Annotated in this window: 19 protein-coding genes; 18 read left to right on the forward strand and 1 reads right to left on the reverse strand. The window is 62.8% G+C overall.

All coding sequences use genetic code 11. The features are described from left to right. Positions 1-164: 164 nt before the first annotated feature. A complete protein-coding gene (locus IPK75_19885) occupies positions 165-740 on the forward strand; it encodes a hypothetical protein (GenBank protein ID MBK8200602.1) in 576 nt (191 codons plus the stop codon). Positions 741-1,026: 286 nt separating this feature from the next. Then, positions 1,027-1,245: a hypothetical protein gene (locus tag IPK75_19890; protein ID MBK8200603.1), complete on the forward strand. Its 219-nt coding sequence runs from the start codon at positions 1,027-1,029 to the stop codon at positions 1,243-1,245. 609 nt (positions 1,246-1,854) lie between these two features. Here IPK75_19890 and IPK75_19895 read toward each other — a convergent pair. Continuing rightward, positions 1,855-2,277, reverse strand: coding sequence for a hypothetical protein (locus tag IPK75_19895; protein MBK8200604.1), 423 nt, complete (start codon positions 2,275-2,277; stop codon positions 1,855-1,857). A gap of 41 nt (positions 2,278-2,318) precedes the next feature. Here IPK75_19895 and IPK75_19900 point away from each other — a divergent pair, with 41 nt between their 5' ends. The 16 genes from IPK75_19900 (at position 2,319) to IPK75_19975 (ending at position 19,388) form a co-directional block, all read left to right on the forward strand. Further along, a complete protein-coding gene (locus tag IPK75_19900; protein MBK8200605.1) occupies positions 2,319-2,972 on the forward strand; it encodes a hypothetical protein in 654 nt (217 codons plus the stop codon). Further along, positions 2,887-4,023 (forward strand): hypothetical protein, encoded by a 1,137-nt coding sequence (locus IPK75_19905; protein ID MBK8200606.1) that lies wholly within the window; start codon positions 2,887-2,889, stop codon positions 4,021-4,023. The genes IPK75_19900 and IPK75_19905 overlap by 86 nt, the downstream gene beginning before the upstream one ends. Before the next feature lie 126 nt (positions 4,024-4,149). Continuing rightward, positions 4,150-4,575, forward strand: a complete 426-nt coding sequence (locus IPK75_19910; protein MBK8200607.1) for a hypothetical protein — start codon at positions 4,150-4,152, stop codon at positions 4,573-4,575. Then, entirely contained in the window at positions 4,575-5,123 is a 549-nt protein-coding gene (locus tag IPK75_19915) for a hypothetical protein (GenBank protein ID MBK8200608.1), read from the forward strand. The genes IPK75_19910 and IPK75_19915 overlap by 1 nt, the downstream gene beginning before the upstream one ends. Further along, positions 5,124-7,160, forward strand: coding sequence for a hypothetical protein (locus IPK75_19920; protein MBK8200609.1), 2,037 nt, complete (start codon positions 5,124-5,126; stop codon positions 7,158-7,160). 131 nt (positions 7,161-7,291) lie between these two features. Beyond that, positions 7,292-7,792, forward strand: coding sequence for a hypothetical protein (locus IPK75_19925; GenBank protein MBK8200610.1), 501 nt, complete (start codon positions 7,292-7,294; stop codon positions 7,790-7,792). Continuing rightward, a complete protein-coding gene (locus IPK75_19930; protein ID MBK8200611.1) occupies positions 7,764-10,703 on the forward strand; it encodes a hypothetical protein in 2,940 nt (979 codons plus the stop codon). Before IPK75_19925 ends, IPK75_19930 begins: the two co-directional genes overlap by 29 nt. 505 nt (positions 10,704-11,208) lie before the next feature. Beyond that, entirely contained in the window at positions 11,209-12,546 is a 1,338-nt protein-coding gene (locus IPK75_19935; protein ID MBK8200612.1) for a hypothetical protein, read from the forward strand. Beyond that, the gene (locus tag IPK75_19940) at positions 12,477-13,133 is read left to right on the forward strand and encodes a hypothetical protein (protein MBK8200613.1); all 657 of its coding nucleotides are present in this window, start codon (positions 12,477-12,479) and stop codon (positions 13,131-13,133) included. Before IPK75_19935 ends, IPK75_19940 begins: the two co-directional genes overlap by 70 nt. 28 nt (positions 13,134-13,161) lie before the next feature. Next, a complete protein-coding gene (locus IPK75_19945; GenBank protein MBK8200614.1) occupies positions 13,162-13,422 on the forward strand; it encodes a hypothetical protein in 261 nt (86 codons plus the stop codon). Between the two features lie 12 nt (positions 13,423-13,434). Then, positions 13,435-15,240 carry a hypothetical protein gene (locus tag IPK75_19950; protein ID MBK8200615.1) on the forward strand — a complete coding sequence of 602 codons (1,806 nt, stop codon included), beginning with the start codon at positions 13,435-13,437 and terminating at the stop codon, positions 15,238-15,240. A 41-nt stretch (positions 15,241-15,281) separates the two neighbouring features. After that, entirely contained in the window at positions 15,282-16,502 is a 1,221-nt protein-coding gene (locus IPK75_19955; GenBank protein MBK8200616.1) for an endo-1,4-beta-xylanase, read from the forward strand. Then, positions 16,502-17,539: a hypothetical protein gene (locus IPK75_19960; protein MBK8200617.1), complete on the forward strand. Its 1,038-nt coding sequence runs from the start codon at positions 16,502-16,504 to the stop codon at positions 17,537-17,539. The genes IPK75_19955 and IPK75_19960 overlap by 1 nt, the downstream gene beginning before the upstream one ends. Continuing rightward, positions 17,536-17,838, forward strand: coding sequence for a hypothetical protein (locus IPK75_19965; GenBank protein MBK8200618.1), 303 nt, complete (start codon positions 17,536-17,538; stop codon positions 17,836-17,838). The genes IPK75_19960 and IPK75_19965 overlap by 4 nt, the downstream gene beginning before the upstream one ends. Before the next feature lie 95 nt (positions 17,839-17,933). Then, positions 17,934-18,959 (forward strand): hypothetical protein, encoded by a 1,026-nt coding sequence (locus IPK75_19970; protein ID MBK8200619.1) that lies wholly within the window; start codon positions 17,934-17,936, stop codon positions 18,957-18,959. A 39-nt stretch (positions 18,960-18,998) separates the two neighbouring features. Next, positions 18,999-19,388, forward strand: a complete 390-nt coding sequence (locus IPK75_19975) for a hypothetical protein (GenBank protein ID MBK8200620.1) — start codon at positions 18,999-19,001, stop codon at positions 19,386-19,388. Positions 19,389-19,783 lie beyond the last annotated feature (395 nt).

Below are 19,783 nucleotides of genomic sequence, written 5' to 3' on the forward strand. Positions count from 1 at the left end.
GTTTGAAGACCGCTGCCGTTTGTTCCCGGCTCGACTATCAGCCGATCACCGTTAGCGAGCCTGGAGTTCACCCGCCGGTGGTTGCAAACCGCTTCGTGAGTTCACGAAGCACTGGCCGTATTTCTCCGACACCGTGCGGCTGACCGATCCGGACCAGTTCGGTGATGCGGCAGATCGCCATGACGTACAACCGCCGCAAGGATTCGGTTGCCGTCGCTGCGATGTTCGCCGCCGTCAAGCGCAAGACGCTGCCGGGCGATGACACTGATGTCACGTTCCCTGCGGGCCAGGTCATCGCCGTCGATGTCGTCAACAGCGGCACGCCGGCCGCCACCGGACTCAACCGCGCAAAGCTGAACGCCGTCTTTGCTCTGTTCGTCAAGAACGAAGCGATCATGGACGACGGGCCGGGCAACGGCTTGCATATGGCGATCACCGCCAAGCAGCTCAAAGACATGCGGAACGATGACAAGGTGACCGACCGCGACAGTTTGCTCGGGCAGTTCGAGCGCACCGGCCGGTTGAATTACCCGAACATCGACTTCCACAATTATCAGGCATTACCGGTGGACGGAAACTCCTACCGACGGTGCCCCGTGTGGATGCCAATGGGCATGCGCGTCGGCGTTACCCGTGAGCCGACGACTGACCTTCCCAGCGCAAGGATTGGGAAGGCCTGCCGTGGCAGGCGCGCACGCGCACGCTCAGTTCGGGGGCGGCTCGTGCCGAAGAGAAGATGATCGCCGAGGTCAAATGCTCCGAGGCGTAAGCCACGGCTGATAGGAAAGGGTTACCAAGATGGGAGTTACAACCGGAGCTGATCCACCATCCTGAAGACGCAGGAGGGCACGCTCACCACGGCTTTGACCCGCACTCAGCGTCAATGGACCCAAAGGTCCAGCCGTTCGACTTCACTCAAGGCGCTGCGGCTGGCGACGCCACATCGACACAGGGGCTCGTCAAGATGCCGGCCGGCAAGCATACCGTCATCGGATGGTGGCGTGCTCGGCGTTCGGTTCAAGCCGCGTGCTCGATATCGGGTACGAGGCCCACACGAAGAGCGACAACGCGACCGCCGTCAACGCGCTGGCGACCGCGTTTAAGGAGGACCTGGACGTTTCCGCAGCCGCGACAGTGTTCATCCCGCCAAACGTGGCGATGGATCTCGGTCGGCGGATATGTGGTCAACGCCACCGTCGCCGGCGCACCCGGCAATGGATGCATCCCGGCGGCGGCTACGCCTAAGGGCCACGTCATCTTCGCGTAAGGGGAAAATCCCGGTGACACCGATTGATATCGTCAACATCGGGATTGAGGCGCTCGGCGAGCGGCCGATTAGTTCTTTCGAGGAACAATCGACCGCCGCCGTTTGTGCCCGCGCGACGTTCCGCGCCACGATGGAAGCCGTTCTTGAGCTTGACGTGTGGAACGACGCGACGGCAACGGCGACACTGGCGGCGAAGTCAGCGCGCCGAGAGACTACGCCCGGCAGTTCATCCTCCCCGGCGATTGCTTGCGGGTGCGCGGGCTGGATCAAGCGTGTAGCGACCCATGCGGACACGGCGCGGCCGGCGGTTGATGACCAATGCGCCGGCGCCGCTCGACGTGTTGTACACGCGAAACCTTGCCGCCTCGCCATCCGGCCAACCGATCGAGATGGCGAAGACACTCAGATGAGCGGCCTGCTCGCCGCCGTCGTCCGGCGCGATAGGCGTGGACGAACGCCCGCATCACTGGATCGGATACCGCCATGCAGGCGATGCATCATCTTTACCGGCAGGCGCTGGTTGATGCCGCCGCGGTGGACGGAGCGGAGGGCACGCCGCAAGCGCAGCAAGTCGGATCGTGGGTCAATCAGTTCGCCCCTGAATCGTGGGTGTAGCCAATGGCGCGCGCTAACATCCTGCGCAACTCGTTCACAGCGGGGAGATTAACCCGCTGCTTGCCGCCCGCGTTGGCCTGACGGCGCGAGAAAACGGATGCTACCTGCTGGAAAACATGTTCGTCCGCAAGGAAGGCGGATTGAGCAAGCGGCCTGGCACGCGGTTCATTGCGTCGACGAAGGTTCACGCCGGCCGATCGCGTCTGATCCCGTTCCGCTTCTCGACCACGCAGGCACATATGATCGAGGCCGGAGCGGGATATTTCCGGTTCTAAGGCGATAAGGCGCAGATTGTTTCGGGCAGCGCGGCCTACGAGGTGGCGTCTCCGTATTCGGAGGCGGATGTGCTCGAACTCACGTACACGCAGAGTTTCGACGTGCTGTACCTGTTCCATGCCGCTCACCCGCCGCGTGCGTTGACCCGCACCGGACACGCATGTCGGTGCTCTCCGATCTGCCGTTTTCGCCGCCAGCGACGTACGAGCCGGGGCATGAGTTCCTTGTGGCGCTGGTCATTTCTGCGGCTACGGGCACGGTCACCCTTAGCGCTGCGTCGGCGTTCCTACCCAGCGACGTGGATAGATTGGTTGAGGCAGGCGGCGGACAGGCAACTATCATCGGCTATTCAAGCGAGCACGTTGTGACCGCTCAGGTCAATCGGCCGTTTCCGGCGCTGGCGTTCGGTGCTCAACAGTGGCGCATTGTTGGCTCGCCAAACACGGCATGCACTCCCGACAAGAAAGACCCGGTGGGCTCCGTCGTCACGCTCACCTTGGCAACGGGCGGGTTTCGCACGGTTGACGTCGGCAAGTTCGTTGATATCGCGGGCGGGTTTATCGAACTCACCGGCTGGTCGTCTGCTACGGCAATGTCAGGCATCATCCGCTCGCCGCTCAGTGCGACGACGGCGGTAGGCGGCGGCGGGTGGAAACTGCGCTCGCCGGCGTGGGGCGGAAGCCGAGGATATCCATCGTGCGCCGGGTTTCATCAGCAACGGTTCGCGTTTGGCGGCATGCCGGCCGACCCGGGCCGGATCGAGTTTTTCGCGTTCGGCGGACTTCTACAACTTCACGCTCGGCACCAAGGATGACGACGCGCTTTCGTACCCGTTGCTTGAGGACGACGTGCACGAGGCGCGGTGGATCAAAACATTCGGCCAGGCGATCGCCATTGGAACCGATGCCGGAACGTGGGTTGTCTCGTCCGGCATCAGCGATCCGACGATCACGCCGACCGCTGTTGCCGCGTCGCTGGAATCGCGATCGGGAGCCGCAAAGACGCTGGGCGCCAAGCGCATCGGCACGGCGCTGGTGTACGTTCACCGCAGCCGCCGCAGCATCCGGGCCCTGCACTATGCGCGCACGCGGGTCGACGGCTATGACGTCGAAGATCTGAACGTCCTGGCGACGCATGTCCTAACATCGCCGGCCGTCGATTGGGCGTTTCAGGAAGAGCGCGAGCAAACGATCTGGGTAGCGCGGCAAGACGGCCAGCTCGCCGCCTGCACGTGGCTGCCGGAGCATCAGGTGATGGGCTGGCATCGGCACATTACAGCCGGCGTGGTCGAGAGCGTGGCCAGCATTCCGGGCGATCCAGATGACGAGGTTTGGTTGATCGTGCGTCGGACAGTCGGTGGGCAGACGCGGCGGTTCGTCGAATGCTTCGATCCGCGGTTCACCCTTGGCGATGACATCCGCGATGCGTTCTACGTTGATTGCGGGCTGAGTTATCGCGGCGCTCCGGCAACGACGATCAGCGGCCTCGGCCACCTCGATGGGGCGACGGTGCAAGTGCTCGCCGATGGCATGGTGTTGCCGGCCGAGGTGGTGACCGGCGGCGCGATCACGATCGACGAGCCGGCTTCCGTCGTGCATGTCGGGCTCGAGTTTGTGGCTCGCGTCAAGCCGATTCTGCCTGATGTCGGATCGCAAGATGGCACGACTGCCGGCCGGCAGCGGCGCATCATCAAAGTAATGGTCGAGGGCATGCCTGGCACGCAATGCTGGGTTGGCCTGACAGCGATCATCTATTCCCGCTCGATGCGGTGGCGACGCGGCAGATGGATCAGCCGGTTGACATCTTCACCAGCGAGGCGACTGCGCTGCCGGCGTCCAGCTACGACGACCGATACAACCTGCTGATTGAGCACCGGCTGCCGGCACCGTTCGAGGTGCGCTCGATGGCGTTCCTGATGGAATCGGCTTCGTCATGACCGCCCATGCGAAAGTTGCGAAAGTTGCGAAAGTTGCAGCGAACGGAACAGCAACATGACCGCGCGGATCGTCCCGTTTGAGCCGTGGCACCTTGAGCGCATGGATGCGCGCGAGCACGAGGCCGAAGCGTTTGCCGTGCTCGGCGGGATCGACGAAGCGGCGGCAGCGTGCGCGGCGGCGCCTTACGCCTACACCGTGCTTGTCAACGACACCGACCCGGTTGCGTGCATCGGCGTCTCGGAGAACGGCGGCAAGGGCATGGCTTGGGCGTTCCTCGCCCGGCATTCGTGCCGGTATTGGGTAACGATTCATCGCGGCGTCTGGCAGTTTTTGCGGGGTGTCTCGCGTGATCGCGAATGGCCGGCGATTGAGGCTTTCGTTGCCGTGGGGCATCTTGAAGCACATCGCTGGGCGGTGCGGCTCGGGTTCGTGCCGGTCGATGTCGGGCGCGTGCATATTCGGTACGAGAGGGCGTCATAATGGCAGCGGCGGCGGTAATCCCTATCGCGATTGCGGCAAGCTCGGCCATTGCGGCCGGCGGCGCGATCTATTCCGGTGTACAGCAATCGGAGGCAGCCGACTACAACGCCAAGGTAGCGCAGAGGCAGGCGCAATGGGCGGAGGCAAAGTCTAAAGCCGAAGCCGATCGCGTCGCCGCTCGCAGCAAAGAGGTGCTGTCGGCACAGCGCGCCCGGCTGGCAGCCGGCGGCCAAGATCCAACCGACCAGTCGCCGCTTATGATCCTGGCAGAAAGCGCGGCGCGCGGGAACGTCGATTATCGCACCGTGCTGCAGGGCGGCCAAGTGGAGGCGTCAAACCTCCGATCGCAAGCCGATCAATACCGATCGCAAGCAACCAGCGCGCAAGTCGGCGCCGGCCTCGGTGCAACGTCGGCGCTCGTCAAGGGGGCATCTGACGTCTACGGCTATAAAGACGAGGTGGCGTGGAGGAATGCGCAGATGGATCGCTACACCGGTGGCAGGGGCCAGAAGGCGCCCGCTACGGCGTCTGACCCGTGGGAGTGGTAAATGCCGCGCGTTCCCGTCGCTGACTATCAGGTAGGCGTTGCCGGCGGGCAGGCTGTCGCGCCGCTCGTCAATGTAGCGTCCGCCGGTATCACCGGCCGGCAGATCGCTCAGAGCACGAGCCAGATTGCCGACACTGTTGCCGAGACGGCAATCCGACATGAGACGATCAAGCAGCACCTTCAGCGCCTAGATCGAGACCAGACGCTCGGATACCTGGAGGCAAACGCGACCCTCGACGTGCAGAAAGCGGCGCGAGACGCAATCGCGGGCGCAGATCCGACGCAGGCAGACAAGACGTTTCGCGCCAGCGTCGTCGGGCTGCGGAAGAAGTGGCGGCAAGAAGCCGGCGACGACAGCATTGCGCAACAGCTTGACTCGAATATGGCAATCGTCGCCCGAAAAGTGTCTCTAGACGTGCAATCGGATGTCACCCGGCAGTTGGTGCAGACAGCATCTGGCAGGCTCGGCAACACGCTGGACGTACTATCGCGCGGCGTCGGCATGGCGCGATCCGATGCCGAGCGCGAAGACATCACCCGCCAAGCCGACACACAGATTGAGAACGCGGTCGCCGCTGGCGTGATCAGAGCCGACCAGGCTGAAGCGCAGCGGATGAAGTTTCGTGCCGGCGCTGATGAGTTGACGGCGCGGCGCCTGATCCAGACAAACCCGGCCGCTGCAGTGACAGCGCTTGCCGGAGATCGGTTTGCCAACCTTGATCCTGACAAGCGGCAGACGCTCGCAGAATACGCCGAGCGGTCCGTTGAGGCAGAACGGCGCCAGCGCGAGGCCGATGTTGCCAAAGCAGCCGCCGATGAGAAAGCAGCCACGGCGCAAGAAAACGCATGGGCGGCGGTGGACCTCGAGCGCGGCATCAAAGACGGCAGCAAGGGCCTGACCGACATCGCCAACCTGCGCGCCGAGGGGCGGTTGACGCCCGCCGCTGCCGATGAACTTTACACCGCGTGGGACGCACAGCAGAAGACGGCCATGGCATCCGCCGAAGACGCGGCGCGCGTGGCCGGCGCGATGAGCGGCAATGTAATTCTTGATCCGAAATCGTCGGATGATCGCAAGGCCGTCGATACGTTCTGGCGGGCCCAGGCGGCACAGTTGCCAGGCGACGAACAGCAAGCGCTCGCCGAGACGATCGCGGCGAAGACAGGCGTGCTGCCGCCGACGCTGGCCGGGCAACTCAACGGAGCCATGCGCGCCTCGCCGGATCGCCGCGCGTGGGCGGCCGACACGATCATGCGTGTAGAGCGTGCATCGCCGAGCGTCGCCGAAGACTTGCCAGCCGATACCGTGCGAGCGGCGCGGCTCACGGGCAATTACCTGATGGCGGGCATGTCGCCAGCGGAAGCGGCGCAGCGCGTCGATGATCAGATGCGGAACGCCAACGAGCCGATTCGCAAGCTCCGCGAGACGCAGATGACGGCCGGCGGGCAGAAGTCGCAACTCAATTCCGCATGGCAGTGGGCAACATCTCGATCCGGCTTGCGCGATGAGCAGGGCTTTCTCGACCGGGGATCGCAAGGTCTGGGAGATGCCTCTGCACCGGTTCGCGCCGAGTTCGAAGCTGCATACCGTGAAGCGTTCCTCGCGCATGGCGACGACGATGCGGCGCGCGCCGAAGCCGTTTCGGTGGTCAAGCGCACGTGGGCGGTCACCAAGGCCGACGGCACAACCAGATGGATGCGCTATCCTCCCGAGCGGATGTACGGCGGCGGCGATCCGGCCGCGGCGAAATGGATCGGAGAGCAACTGACCGCAGACGTACCGATGCCGGAAGGATCGACCCGGCAACTGGTCTCGGACGGCATCACGGCGCGGCAGGTACAGGCGGGGCAGCCGCCGACTTACCGCGTCATTGTGAAGGACGCGCGCGGCGTGCTCAATGAGGTGCCGGGCATGCGGTGGGCCCCAGATCACAAGGCGCACGCTGAGAAGGTGCAACAGACAGCCATTTCCGACGCCTACGCCAAGCGGCAAAAGGAGATGGGGCAGATGCAGCAACCCATTCCGGGCATTCCCTGATGCCGATCTTTTCGGAGGCCGATGTCGTCCAAGGGCTGCGCGGCGCCGGGTTCTCCCCGTCCGGCGTTGACATCTCGGCGCGGCCAAAGCCGCAAGCGTCGGGCGCCCTTACGCCATCGGGCCTGGCCGCAATGCTGGAGCAGCGGGGGTGGTCGAAGAACGCCGCGCACGGTATTGCCGCCAACGCGGCGCATGAGGCCGGCGGGGCTCGGCACGACGCGCCGCTGAACCCGGCCGCGATCGGCGACAACGGCAACTCGTTCGGCTTGCTGCAATGGAACGGGCCACGACGGAAGGCGCTTGAGGCGTTCGCCACGGGCCGGGGCAAGGATTGGCGCGACGTCAACACGCGGCTGGACTTCCTAGACGATGAGGTAGGCCGCGACTTTGGCACGTTGCGGGCCCGGATGAACGGTGCCGTTACGGCGGAAGATGCGGCGCGGATGTTCGTGACTGAGTTCGAGCGCCCGGCCGATCTGCCGACAAACCTCCGCGTGCGGGCGAGCACGGCGCGGCAGTTATCCGGGCAGGCGCCGGCATTTTCCGAGACGGCCGGCGCGGCGTTCCGGCAAGCAGAACACGATCGGCAGCCTGGCGCAGGCGATGACGCCCGGGCTATTCCCGATCGATGAGACGTTCGACCCGATCATGGAGGCCGTCAAGGCGCCTGACCTCGCGCCGTTCGTCGACGCGTTCGCCACCATCCGCAACCGTGACGAGTTCGCCATCAAGGCGCAGCGCATCCGCCGCGAGCTGGAGGATCGGCAAGTGCTCTCCGATGCCGGAGCGCTTGGCGTGGCGGCGCAAGTTGGTGCTGGATTGATCGACCCGATCAACCTCATCCCGATCGGCGGTGGCGCATGGAAAGCGTCAAGGGCAGCAAATATCGCAATTGGTGCCGGGCGGACGGCGGCCGGTGGCTTTGCTGGCACGGCAGCAGCAGAGGCCATTTTCCAGGCCACGCAGGAGGCGCGCACGGCCGAGGAGTCAGCCGTCGCCATCGGGACAGGGACGCTACTATCCGGGCTCCTGGGCGGCGCCATCGGGACATTCGCGAAGGCAGAAGGGGCGGACACGATCGCCCGGCTATCGAAAGCGCTTGATAGCTACATGGATGAGCCGCCGCTACAGCCCCACGGCGGCAGTGCGGGCGCGGCGGCGGTTCTTGATACCACGTTGGAGCAAGAGCGGCTTGCCGGTGGTATTGAAGGTATCGCCAGGGTGCAGGCGCGAACGCCAGCCGTCGGAACGCCCGTAATGCGGCTGGCGACATCCGACGAAGTGACGGCGCGGCAGATCAGCGAGGAGTTGATATCGCAAGGCGGCATCACGCGGGCCAAACACGCCGACTTCATTACCGGTGGCCCGCCGGTCGAGGAATTGGCGAAGCAATGGCACGGGCGGCTCTACACCGGCTTGCGCTCCGTCGATGACGCCTACCGCGAGTTGCGGGCCGGCGGCACAAACGTCGGGCGCGATCGGTTCAACGAACTTGTCGGAATGGCGATGCGCCGGGGGGACACGGGCGATCCGCTCATCATCCGCGACGATCTGAAGCCGGCGGTGACCAAGGCCGCCCAGGCTATGCGTCGCGAGTTGTTCGATCCGCTGAAAGAACGCGCGATCGAGCTTGGCCTGCTGCCCGAAGACGTGGATGTCAAGACGGCCATCAGCTACCTGACGCGGGTTTACAACACCGAGAAGATCAGCGCCCAGCGCGGCGCGTTTGTGGACGTCGTAACGCGGTGGCTCGGGCACGTCAGAAACACCGACGACGCGCGGCTGACGGCTGCAAAAGAAGACCTGGCCCAACTTGCTGCAGACACTACCGGCAGCGCCGAGGTGAGGACCGCCACGACCGGATCGCAGAAGGTCATCGCGCAAGCTGAAGCCGGCAAGATGCTCGCCGGGCTTTCCGATGACGAGCTCCGCGACATCGCCGACCAGATCACCGATACGCTCATCTCAGCCAATCCGGGCCGCACCCGCTACGAGGCAATTACGATCGAGCGCGGACCGCTGAAGGAACGGACATTCAACATTCCTGACAAGCTCATTGAACCGTGGCTAGAGTCGGACATCGATAAGGTGGCCGGCATCTACACCCGCACGATGGCGCCGGACGTCGAGATCGCCGCACGGTTCAACGGGCAACTGGATATGGCGGACGCGCTCGACAAGGTGCGCCGCGGCTACAACGACAAGATCAAGGCGGCAACGACTGAGGCCGAACGGCTACGGCTGAAGAACCGGAAAAAGAGCGACCTCGCCGACCTGACGGCGATGCGCGACAGGCTGCGCGGAAACTATCGCATCCCGGACGATCCGCACGGACTGGCGGTGCGCGCCGGGCGAATGGCGCGCGACCTGAACTATCTGCGGCTGCTCGGCGGCATGACGATTTCGGCGATCAGCGATATAGCGCGCCCTGTCATGGTGCATGGGCTCTGGCGCACGATGCGCGATGGCATTGTCCCGCTGGCGCACGGGCTGCGCGCCGTCAGGCTGTCGGCCGAAGAGACCAAATTGGCAGGCACTGCGCTGGACATGGTGCTCGATAGCCGAGCAACCGCGCTCTATGACGTGATGGATTCCTACAGCCGGCAAAGTGGGCTTGAGCGCGGGCTATCGTGGGCAACAAGCAAGTTTGGCGTCGCTACCCTCATGAGTCCGTGGAATGCCGCCGCGAAGCAGTTCTCGGGCATGATTACGCAGACGCGGACGTTGCGTGCGGTGACGAAGATTGCCGAGGGCCAGCAGATCGGGCAGAAGGAAATTACCCGGCTGGCGCGGCTTGGCATCGACGAAGGCATGGCGCTGAAGATCGCCGGCGAGTTCGAGAAGCACGGCACGAAAGACAGCGGCGTATGGTGGGCGAACACCGCGAAGTGGACATATCGCGATGCCGCCAACGTCTACAGGGCGGCCTTGGCGCAGGAAGTTGACGAGATAATCGTAACGCCCGGGGTTGGTGATAAGCCGCTGTGGATGAGCACGGAACTCGGCAAGGTTGTCGGGCAATTCCGATCGTTTGGGCTGGCGGCAAACCAGCGCGTGCTGCTGGCCGGGCTGCAGCGGAGAGATGCCGAAACGCTCTCGGGCATCGCGCTCATGACCGGTCTCGGAATGATCACCTACTTGCTGAAGCAGACGCTCGCCGGGCAGGAAGTGAGCGACGACCCGGCAGTCTGGGTGCAGGAGGGCATCGATCGCAGCGGCGTCACCGGGTGGCTATTCGACGCCAACAACATCGCGGAAAAAATGACCGGCGGAAACATCGGCATATCGGCTATCACCGGAAAGCAAGGATCGCGGTTCGCTTCTCGTAACGAGATGGGCGCCGTTTTGGGGCCAACCTTCGAGCCGGCGCAGGATTTGCTGTTCGAGATACCGCGCAGCGTTGCGGGCGACGGGTTCTCATCCGGCGACACACACAGGCTTCGCAAGCTCGTTCCGCTGCAAAACCTGTTCTATCTGCGGAAGGCGTTTGACGAAGCGGAGCACGGCATCAACGCATCGCTGGGCATCCCCGATAACAGGTAGACCAACCCCCGTGACACCAGACTAAATAGGGCATATATAGAGAGCCACCTACACAGACCGGTGGCTATGGCATGCCCGACGTCCAAGTTTCTGCGGTCGCTCCTCGGGTTCAGCACGTTGCATCTGCTTCCGTCCTCACGTACGCGTTTCCCTTTCCCATTCTCTCGGAGAGCGACATCTCCGTCTATGCGAGCGGTACGCTGCTCGCGGCTGACGCCTATACCGTGGCAGGCGTGCGGCAGACTTCCGGCGGCACCATCACGCTTGCCGCCGCGCCGGCAGACGGCCAGACGATCACTATCTTGCGGACGCGGCCATATGCCCGCCTGACGGACTTCGCAGAAGCTGGGCAATTCCGAGCGAAGACCGTCAACGACGAACTCGACTCGCAGCAGATGCAGACGCAGCAAGTGGCCGAAGAAGTCGGCCGGGCGCTGCGGCTGGCGCCGACCGCCGCCGGCGCGGTAGACACGACGCTGCCGCAGCCAGCCGCGCGCGCGCGCTGGTGTTCGACACCGCCGCGGCGGCGATCGTCACCACCGCCTACGATCCAGACGCGACCGTTGGCCTTGCCGCTTCCGCCGACGTCATCGCCAAGGAAGCGCGCGACTTGGCCGCCACCGCCGCGCAGCTCGCATCGCAGGCGGGGGCGGCGTCAATCCGCGAGTGGGGGCCGTTTACGCTGGTAGACGGTATCCAGGTCTATCCATTGCCGTCTCCGGCAGCAAGCGAAACCGCAGTGACCCTGAACCTCGGCGGCGTGCCGCAGGTCGGCATCTGGGAGATCGACGACACCTTCGGGCCGTCTCAGGCAATCAACCTGTTGTTGCCAGTAAAGGACAACCCTGGCGAGAACGAGCTGCAGGCCGGGCTAAAGATTTGGGGCAAAGTCACCGGCGGAATAATCGAAAGCGCAATTCCGAGCGCCTCGATCTTTGGCAGGCACTTTCATCCTGGGGCAATCGACCTTTCTGGCCCGGCTGTCGCCGACGGGCCGCCCAGCCGACGGCTTGAAACAGACCAGAATGGCCGGCCGTTCTGGCGCGAACCGGTATCGGCGTCTCCGGTCGATGTCCGCGAATACGGGCTTTCCCCGGATGCAACGGCGACGGAAAACACGGCGGCAATTCTCTCCGCAATTGCGGCCAATCCTGGCGGCGCAGAGTTGCGCATTCCCCCTGGAACGTACTCTATCCAGCCGTTTTCCGTCACCGGCAAGAGCCGCATCATTCTTTCAGGCAGCCCCGGCACCGTCTTCCAATCGCTCTCAGATGGCGACGATATCACGTTTTCCGGCTGCGCATACTCAGGGCTCAGAGGCATAGATTTTCAGCCAGCCGTCAAGAAAACGAACGGGTTTTCAGTCCGGTTGACAAACGGTTGTTTCCGGTGCTCGGTCGAAGATGTGCGCATTTTCAGCGGCTGGAACGGCATAGATGTTTTCGGCTCGACAGAATGCCGGGTGTCGCGGGTGCATGTCCGGTCAATGCTGGGGGCAAATCCCGGCGTCCGATACACGGGATCATCGGGGTTCCGGTCGTATCGACTGATCATTTCCGACCTGACCAGCGACAACCCGTACCCCTACCCGTGGGGATCCCGCAAACTGTGGACAATCGGGACGGCCTACGCTCAGGGCGCCATTCTGATCAACGCCGGGAATATCTATCAATGCTCTGTCGCCGGCACTTCCGCTACAACCGGCACCGGACCATCCGGCATCCCAGGCACGACGCCTGCAACGGCGTTCACATCTCAGATCACTGATGGCGGATGCAAGTGGCGCTTCGTCGCCAACATGTTCGCGACGCCAATCGTTTACGACCCTATGCCTATTCTCTGATCGTTGATAAGGCGATCTGCCTGAACGGCGGCAACGCGCTGTTTATGACCGACAGCGCCAATACGGGATCGTCGTTTCCGATATGGTGCTACGTCTACGACATTGAGGGCGACCATAACTACGGAAACGGCGTGATCCTGGACCGCGGCGAGGGTTTCTATATGGAGCACTCTTGGCTGGGATCGTGCCTAACCGGAAACGGCCTCGTCATTGGTTCCAACTTCCGTGGCGAGATCATCGCCCGCACAACTCGGATAATGGGCAATTGGCAGCAGGGCGTCGTGCTGAATGCCGGACCGGTCGCCGTTGATATCTCGAACAATCATATTTTGAGCAACAGCCAGTCGGCAGCCGGGGCTTTCGCGGGCGTTGCTATCGCCGCGGGCGCGCAGCGCTTCCGGGTATCAGGCAACACAATCGGGCCGGCAATCGGCCTTTTGCCGACGCATTCCTATGGCGTCTTCCTCGCCGGCGCTAACGACCATTTCATGGTCGAAGGCAATGTGTGCGTTGGCAACTTGACGGAACGGGTCAACGAGTCGCCGATCGCGACTGCGACGAAAGTCATTGCAAACAACGTGGGGTAGCGCCGTGATTGAACCTCTTGACCCCAGAATGATCGGCCCGATTAGCGGCGGTACGCCAAACTTTGTATCCGGCGGGTTCCTGTTTCGCGCCCAGTCCGGCGAGTTTTACACGGTGTCGGCGGCGGATATGGCAGAGCTGTTCGGAGGCGGGGGATACATACCCAGCACCTTGGATGGCGGCGAGATCGGCGGCGATGCAACGGCGCCATATGGGGCGCTGGATGGCGGAGAAATTGGCGGCGATGCAACAGCGGGCGTCGGCTCTTTCGACGGCGGCGAAATTTCCTAGCGGAGTAGCAAGATGCCTTTACAGCTAAAGGGCGGCAAGGTCGCCGCCGTTACGACGGCAAACCCCAACGTGTCAGAGCGCGAGCCCATCGCGTTGTTCGACGACGATACGGCGGAGTTCTCCCATCTTGTCATCGGCAAGCTGATTCCCGGGTCCGTCGGCGTAACGCCGTTTTCGGAACTGGCGCCTCTATATCTGCTCGGCCAGGCTGACCGCGACAAGCTCACGGGCCTGCCGGCGGCGGTGACCGGCGATCTCGTGCTTGATCTGCTGAACACCCGCCTCGGGACTGACGTTGAGGCCATCCTCAGCGAGCACGGGCTGACCGCTCCGGCCATTGCCGCGGCTTTCGACGTGCTGTATGGCGGCGACTCTTGGCGCAAATCCTTCGCGCACTCGTTCAACGGCCGCGAGATGGACGAGGATGGTAACATCTTCCCCGCCGCAGACGACTATGCAGTTGCCGACATCACCGGCCTCACGGGTGAGCTTGTCCTGAAGGCCGACGCGGATCACGGGCACGAAATCTCCCAAGTAACGGGTCTCACGCCCCTGCTCGACAGCAAGGTCAATGCAAGCGACATCGGCTCGGCCATCACGGACGCGGTTGCGGCTGCGATCGCCGGTATTAACGCCACGTCGATTGCATACACGCCGGCGGGAAACTGGTCCTCAGTGACGCTATCCGCGCTGGCTGCCGAAATCGATTCCGAGTGCGAGCGTATCAGCCGCAAGGGCGCGGTCAACGGATACGCAAGCCTCAATTCCAGCGGCTACGTTCCGAGCGCGCAACTCGCGCCGGCCGACGCAGCCGCGACCGACTCAGACGAGATTTCGTGGTCAACGTCCACCGCAAATATGACGGTGCCCGTCTCAATGGGCGAGGTCGCCAGCCAGAATCGCCGATGGCAGCGCGACCTTACCCTGTGCACAACCATCATAGCAGGGGCCTATGTGTCGGCTGGTTCCCCAGCGCCGACGGGCAGCAAGTTTCAATGGCAGTATTCTACCGCCGCCGGCGGCTACACGAATTGGACGTCGTTAGGCGCCGAGGTAATGATCGATGGCAGCAATGGCACTGGTCAGGTATTCGGCACGGAGGTTTCGTGCCCGGCCGGCGCAAAGACAGCGACGACGCGCATCCGGCTGAACTATGGCGGTGGCGACGGCACTACCTCCGCAACGCTCGGCAACATGTGGGCAAGCTTTAACAAGTCAACCCCGATCAACACCGGATCGGTCAACGGCCCGGATATTGTCACGCGTATCAACGCCGAGCTCGGCAGTACGGCATGGCAATCAAGCGCCATCAGCCTCGGCGACAACACCGTTACGCTGGCAAAACTCGTCAACGCCAGCGCGCCCGGCCTGATCGGCCGCGCATCCGGGTCTGGCGCCTGGTCGCAATTGTCGGCGGCCGATGTGCGGACGCTGTTGGGCGTGTCCACGGGCACTCCTGATGCCGACGCCATCACCGAAACGGCAACCCGCGTCTTCGTGTCGCCGTTCCACCGCGAGCTCGCCGACCGTGTCTCGAATACGGAGAAGGTTTCGACGGCGCAGGTGATCGGGCTGCTCGCCCCGTTCGTCGACTTCGTCGGCACGGGCACGACGGTCATCACCGCCACGCTGACTAACGCCGCGCGTTGCCAGTGGCTGCCCTTGTATAACTGGCGCGCGGCCAACGTGACGATCGTGCCGGAAGCGCCGTGCACGCTGCAGAACGCGACCGGCGGGACGATCACCAGCTACACACTGCCGCCAAACAAAGCGGCGTGCGTGCGGCGCAACGGCAACATCTATCGTGTGATTGAGTAGCCGACGTGGCCGGCTGCTGCTTCTCAACGTCCGGCGCTCCCGTGCCAGCCGATGCGGGCTTCCGCCTCGGCACGCGCATCGGCAATACGGCCGTCACGGGCGCCGCTGACGTTCACCCGCGCATTGATCTCCGGCGGCACATACAGTGGTCCAGCGTCGAGCCGGCGCGCAACGCTGCGTACAAGTGGGCGGAGATTGACAGCCTCGTCGCCGCGCTGAAGTCCAACAACATCAACTGCCTGGGCGTTATCTCGCAAACGCCGGCCTGGGCATCATCGACCGGCGCCAAGGGGAATATCTATCCAAACCCGGCCGACTTGCCGTCGCTGTATGCTTTCGTTACGGCGGCGGTCAACCGCTACAAGGCGACGATCAAAGAGTGGGAGGTCTACAACGAATGCGACTTCCGCGGCTGGACAGCAGCGCAATACGCGCAAGTGGCAATCGGCTGCTCGGCCGCGATCCGCGCCGCTGATCCGACAGCGACGGTCGTTACGGGCGTCTCGATCGTTCCGCCGGTCACGCGAGGCGGCAATAACTCCGGCCCATGGTGGGATGCGCTGATGGCGAACGCCGCATTCAAGGCCGCCTCAGACGTGTTTTCGTGGCACCTGTACTGCAAGGGCAACCCGGCGCCGCCGCCGGAAATAGGCGACAAGAAGGGCGCCGTTGATGACATCATTCCGGCGTCGATCAATCGAACGCGAGCGGCTGGATTTAAGGGCGAAATCTGGATAACAGAGAGCGGCTGGACGACAGACCCAGCCGGGAACATCGATCCGGTTACAGGCAAGGCCAAGAACCTCACGACAGACGATAACCAAGCAAGCTTTTTGGTCCGCATGGCGGTGATGTACGCCGCCCTCGGGATTGACAGGTGGTACCAGTTCCAGCTCTACGGTGCCAACACGGGCGATGAGTCCGGTGGCATGGGCCTATGGAACCCGCCGCGCATCAACGGCGGCTCCAAGAAACCATCGTGGGCAGCATATCAAACCGCATGCAACTTCCTGATCGGCGCGACGAACGTTACCCGGCTGGCATCAGCGCCAGGCGTTTATCTGTACTCGTTGATCAAGGCTGACGGCCAGTCAGCCTGGTGTGCATGGACGGTTGCGGGCAATGCCAGCGTTAGCATCTCGGGACTGCCCGCCACGGTGCGGAGAACGCTGCGTGGCGGCACGCAGAGCACGGTTTCGACCACGGCGGGCGTGCTGACCATAACGGCGGGACCGTCCCCAATCTGGGTGGAGATCGTCTAATGGCCGGCTGTTGCTTCGCCACATCATCAACGGGCGGTGGTGGCGGGCCGTTCATTCACCCATCCGCCGACCCGCTGTTGATCCCGGCCGGGCGCAGAATCCTCGACTGGCTCTACACGCTGCCGACCAGGGCGGACAACCGCGTCATCTCTGGGCAGTACCACCTCGACCACATCAACACGATCAATGCGCAGACGGGCGTCTGGGTTGCGATGGTGCAGGATCGCATTATTAACGCAGAGGCTTCTGGTTGGCTTGGGTGGCGCAACGGCGTGCCCGCGAACTATCAGACACATTGGAATAACGGCGGCATCGTCCAAGAAAACCCCGTGTTTGGAAATCCTGCCATCAAAGGATTTGCAAAAGACAAGGCTTTTTCGTCCGCGCAAGCTACCCAACTGATGACTACCGGAACAACCATCAACACCGATTTTCTTACAGTTGTAAACGGCTGGTGCGACCGCATAGAGCCGCTAGTCAGCGCAAATGTGCCCATATTCTTGCGCCCATTTCATGAAATGAACGGGGCTATCTATTGGTGGAATTCTCCGGGCGCGGCGGCGTTCAAAGATATGTGGGAGTTCTTCTTTAATTACATCACCAAAACACGCGGATTTCATAATTTTCTATGGTGCTACGCCCCGACAAGATATGCGGGCAATTTCATGACGTGGTATCCGAACCCAGCCACCGTCGATATTGCTGGAATGGACTGGTATCTCGAGGTATCGAACAGCCCGTCGCTAAATTACAAAGCAGCGGATTTCACAGAGACGAACGCTTACATCACCGCGACGGGCAAGCCATTTTTCTTGCTGGAGTACGGGCCGCACGGCGGGCCGATCAGTTCTTTCACCGCCCCCGCTGACTATTCCAAGCTCCTGCCGGCGCTGAAGGCATATTGCCCGCGTTGCGTCGGCTGGGCGTCATGGTCCGTCGAATGGAGCATGCGCGCACAGAACTCTGTCAACGCACCCGCCGCACTAAACGACCCGTGGACGATCAACCGCCCAGATCTCCCGGATTTCCGGGCATGATTGATATTAGCGACGCCCGAGAGCTCGCCGACCGCGCCCTGCATCTCGTTGACGCGGGCGAGGCACAGCGTGAGCGCGCCGCGGCGCTGCTGATGAATGCCGGGCTGATGCTGTTCGCGGGCGACTTTCCTGCTGACGACGTTGTTGCGCGGGGCATGGCGTGGTGCCGGCGCGAAAGCCTGTGCCCGTGCAAGATGGTGCTGACCGGCAAGCCGCAGCAACACCGCCTCGGCCAGATCGTCGGCATGGAAGACATAGCGCCCGCCTGGCTGTGCTCGGCACAAGTGGGGGACGCGTAATGGCCTGCTGTTTCTCAACATCCGCGTCAGGCGGAACGACTCCGGGCGACGTATGCTACTTCCCAACTGGCTCCGCTCCTGTCGGCAGCGATCTGTTGAAGCATCCTTTCGGCGAGGGAGCTGCGCGGCATCGCCCTATCGGCGGCGGAGCGGAATACGGTACCACCGGACACGGAAACTATATCGATCTGATGTCGGCGCCGGGGATCGGTATCTCCAAGGCGCGGGGAGAGGTAAACAACGGGCTCGGTGGCGCTGGCGCCAACAACTACGGCCACGGTTGGGCAATTTCTAACGGCAGTGACCCATCGGTAACTGTGGTCGCCAATAAGAACGGCAATCTTGGCCTCCCGTTTACCCTGCGAATCCCGCGCTATTTCACTGGCGGAAACAGCAACGGCGGCGCCGATCAGGGCGTTACCATCCTTGATACTACGACAGGGATTGTCTCGCAGTTTTTCCAGTTCTACCGCATCAACGACAACAACGCGAATGCGGCGGGTCGCCGCACCTATTCGCTAACCGGGCGCGACTCTGCGTTCCCGTGGCCTAACGGAATTCGCATATCGTCTTCGGCTTCCGGTATCGCGCAAATGGCGGTGAACCTGTTCGGATTCGAGATCAACCCGGCCGACGGCCCGCCGATTCAACATCCTATGGGGTTGATCTTAGGCAGGTTCGATGCGCCGACACATGCCGCAAACCAGTTGGCAAAGGTGTTTATTTGGCCAGCCAGTTCGACCGATACACTGAACGCCAACAGCAACAAGGGGTCAATCCCTTATGGACGGCTGTTCGCGATTCCACCGGTCAGCAAGGGCGGTCCTAACTTCGACTCGCTTAGTTTCATCAACACGCCGCAGCGACGGCGATATGCGCAGGCGCTGCGAGAATACGGCCTCTATGTGGTGGATGGCGGGCAGGACAATTCGCAACGGGCCGATCAGTACCTTGATGGCGGCGTGCGCACGTCGATTATGACCATGAATAGCCAACTGAAGCAATATCTGCGGCCGGTCCTGAATAACAATGCTGGCGATGCGACTGCCGGCGGCGGAGAGTCGATTGGTGGATCGCCGTGCGCTTACAATCAACCCGGCATCACATGGCGGGCGTCCTGACGAATGAGAATGAGAATAGCCTAATGGGAAATTTTCGTTATGACTGTGATCTGCCTCACAAATCCGGCCGGCGATAAGATGGCGAACGATGATGACAGCCGCGTTGAGCGGCTCGCTCCCCGATACCGAGATAAAGACGACACGCCAACGCTGCGGCTGTTGATCGAACAACTCGCGAGCGATTTTCACGATCACATCCGCAGAGAGGATGTGGACAGAGCAGAGATAGCGCGAAAACTAGAAAAAGATCGCGCTTTGGTTGAGCGCATAGACGAGAGAATTAAGCAAATTGAAATAAATGTCATTGCAGACGATGCCCGCGCAAAGTTTGCGAAAGCTATTGGAGATATAATAATCAAAGGCGTGACGCTTGTCGCCGTTCTGGTCGGCGCCATAGTCGCGTTGATAAAGCTCAAATCTGGCTGGTAGTGAGAGAGCAATGAGCTTCTTCGACGATTTCGACTGGAAGTCCGCCATCAAGACGATCGCGCCGACCGTCGCCAGTATCTTCGGAACGCCCGGCTCGCCGGCATGCGGGCGTTCCGGCGCTGCTTGAGGCGATCTTCCCGGCCGACGAGGTGCCGGGGCTTTCGCCGGCAGAGCAGGAGAAGAAGCTGGCCGGCGTGTTGCAGAGCGGGCAGCTGACGCCCGAGCAGATACGTCGCGCTGCAGCAGGCAGACAACGCATTTAAGACGCGCATCGCCGAGCTCGGCATCGACGCCTAGAGCGGATCGCGGCCGGGGATCGGGATAGCGCCCGCAAGCGGGAGGTGGAGGTTAAGGACCAGGTGCCGGCCGTACTGGCGACCGTGGCCGTTGTCGGG

Source organism: Acidobacteriota bacterium, assembly GCA_016712445.1.
Classification (GTDB): Bacteria; Pseudomonadota; Alphaproteobacteria; order Caulobacterales; family Hyphomonadaceae; genus Hyphomonas.

Excerpts from the sequence above, each read along its gene's own strand:
- IPK75_19925 (MBK8200610.1), top strand. The coding sequence starts at position 7,292 with ATGCTGGAGCAGCGGGGGTGGTCGAAGAACGCCGCGCACGGTATTGCC.
- IPK75_19945 (MBK8200614.1), top strand. The coding sequence starts at position 13,162 with ATGATCGGCCCGATTAGCGGCGGTACGCCAAACTTTGTATCCGGCGGG.
- IPK75_19910 (MBK8200607.1), top strand. The coding sequence starts at position 4,150 with ATGACCGCGCGGATCGTCCCGTTTGAGCCGTGGCACCTTGAGCGCATG.
- IPK75_19895 (MBK8200604.1), bottom strand. The coding sequence starts at position 2,277 with ATGGAACAGGTACAGCACGTCGAAACTCTGCGTGTACGTGAGTTCGAG.
- IPK75_19885 (MBK8200602.1), top strand. The coding sequence starts at position 165 with ATGCGGCAGATCGCCATGACGTACAACCGCCGCAAGGATTCGGTTGCC.
- IPK75_19900 (MBK8200605.1), top strand. The coding sequence starts at position 2,319 with ATGTCGGTGCTCTCCGATCTGCCGTTTTCGCCGCCAGCGACGTACGAG.
- IPK75_19965 (MBK8200618.1), top strand. The coding sequence starts at position 17,536 with ATGATTGATATTAGCGACGCCCGAGAGCTCGCCGACCGCGCCCTGCAT.
- IPK75_19940 (MBK8200613.1), top strand. The coding sequence starts at position 12,477 with ATGCAAGTGGCGCTTCGTCGCCAACATGTTCGCGACGCCAATCGTTTA.
- IPK75_19950 (MBK8200615.1), top strand. The coding sequence starts at position 13,435 with ATGCCTTTACAGCTAAAGGGCGGCAAGGTCGCCGCCGTTACGACGGCA.
- IPK75_19915 (MBK8200608.1), top strand. The coding sequence starts at position 4,575 with ATGGCAGCGGCGGCGGTAATCCCTATCGCGATTGCGGCAAGCTCGGCC.
- IPK75_19930 (MBK8200611.1), top strand. The coding sequence starts at position 7,764 with ATGACGCCCGGGCTATTCCCGATCGATGAGACGTTCGACCCGATCATG.
- IPK75_19920 (MBK8200609.1), top strand. The coding sequence starts at position 5,124 with ATGCCGCGCGTTCCCGTCGCTGACTATCAGGTAGGCGTTGCCGGCGGG.
- IPK75_19975 (MBK8200620.1), top strand. The coding sequence starts at position 18,999 with ATGACTGTGATCTGCCTCACAAATCCGGCCGGCGATAAGATGGCGAAC.
- IPK75_19960 (MBK8200617.1), top strand. The coding sequence starts at position 16,502 with ATGGCCGGCTGTTGCTTCGCCACATCATCAACGGGCGGTGGTGGCGGG.